Source organism: Vibrio sp. S12_S33, assembly GCF_963889785.1.
In the GTDB taxonomy this organism is placed as follows: domain Bacteria; phylum Pseudomonadota; class Gammaproteobacteria; order Enterobacterales; family Vibrionaceae; genus Vibrio; species Vibrio aestuarianus.
Map to the genome: position 1 here is coordinate 1 of NZ_CAWPQZ010000435.1, position 242 is coordinate 242.

Genomic DNA, 242 nt, shown 5'->3' on the forward strand with positions numbered 1-242 from the left:
TAACTAGGCGTTTAAGACGGATTCCCAACGCTTGGGAGTTTCGGCTCTAGGTTGAGTTTTGTGTTTAAGGCGCAATGGTTTAGGATTGTGGTCGCGTTGCTCACCACTTAACGCAGCGTTATGTGTTTGATGAGTTTTTAGGGTTAACTCTACGATTTCATTGAGAATTCGTTCTGTGTTTTCGGCAAGTTGGCTTGGTCGAAATGGATTCTTGAATAATCTGAGATTGATCGTTTTCAAGG

At 42.6% G+C, this 242-nt stretch carries 1 protein-coding gene; it reads right to left on the reverse strand.

The genetic code is table 11. The annotated features are described in order from the left end of the window. Window positions 1–3: 3 nt before the first annotated feature. On the reverse strand, window positions 4–242 hold a 239-nt coding region (locus AACW06_RS20655), incomplete at its 5' end, for a hypothetical protein (RefSeq protein ID WP_238336798.1).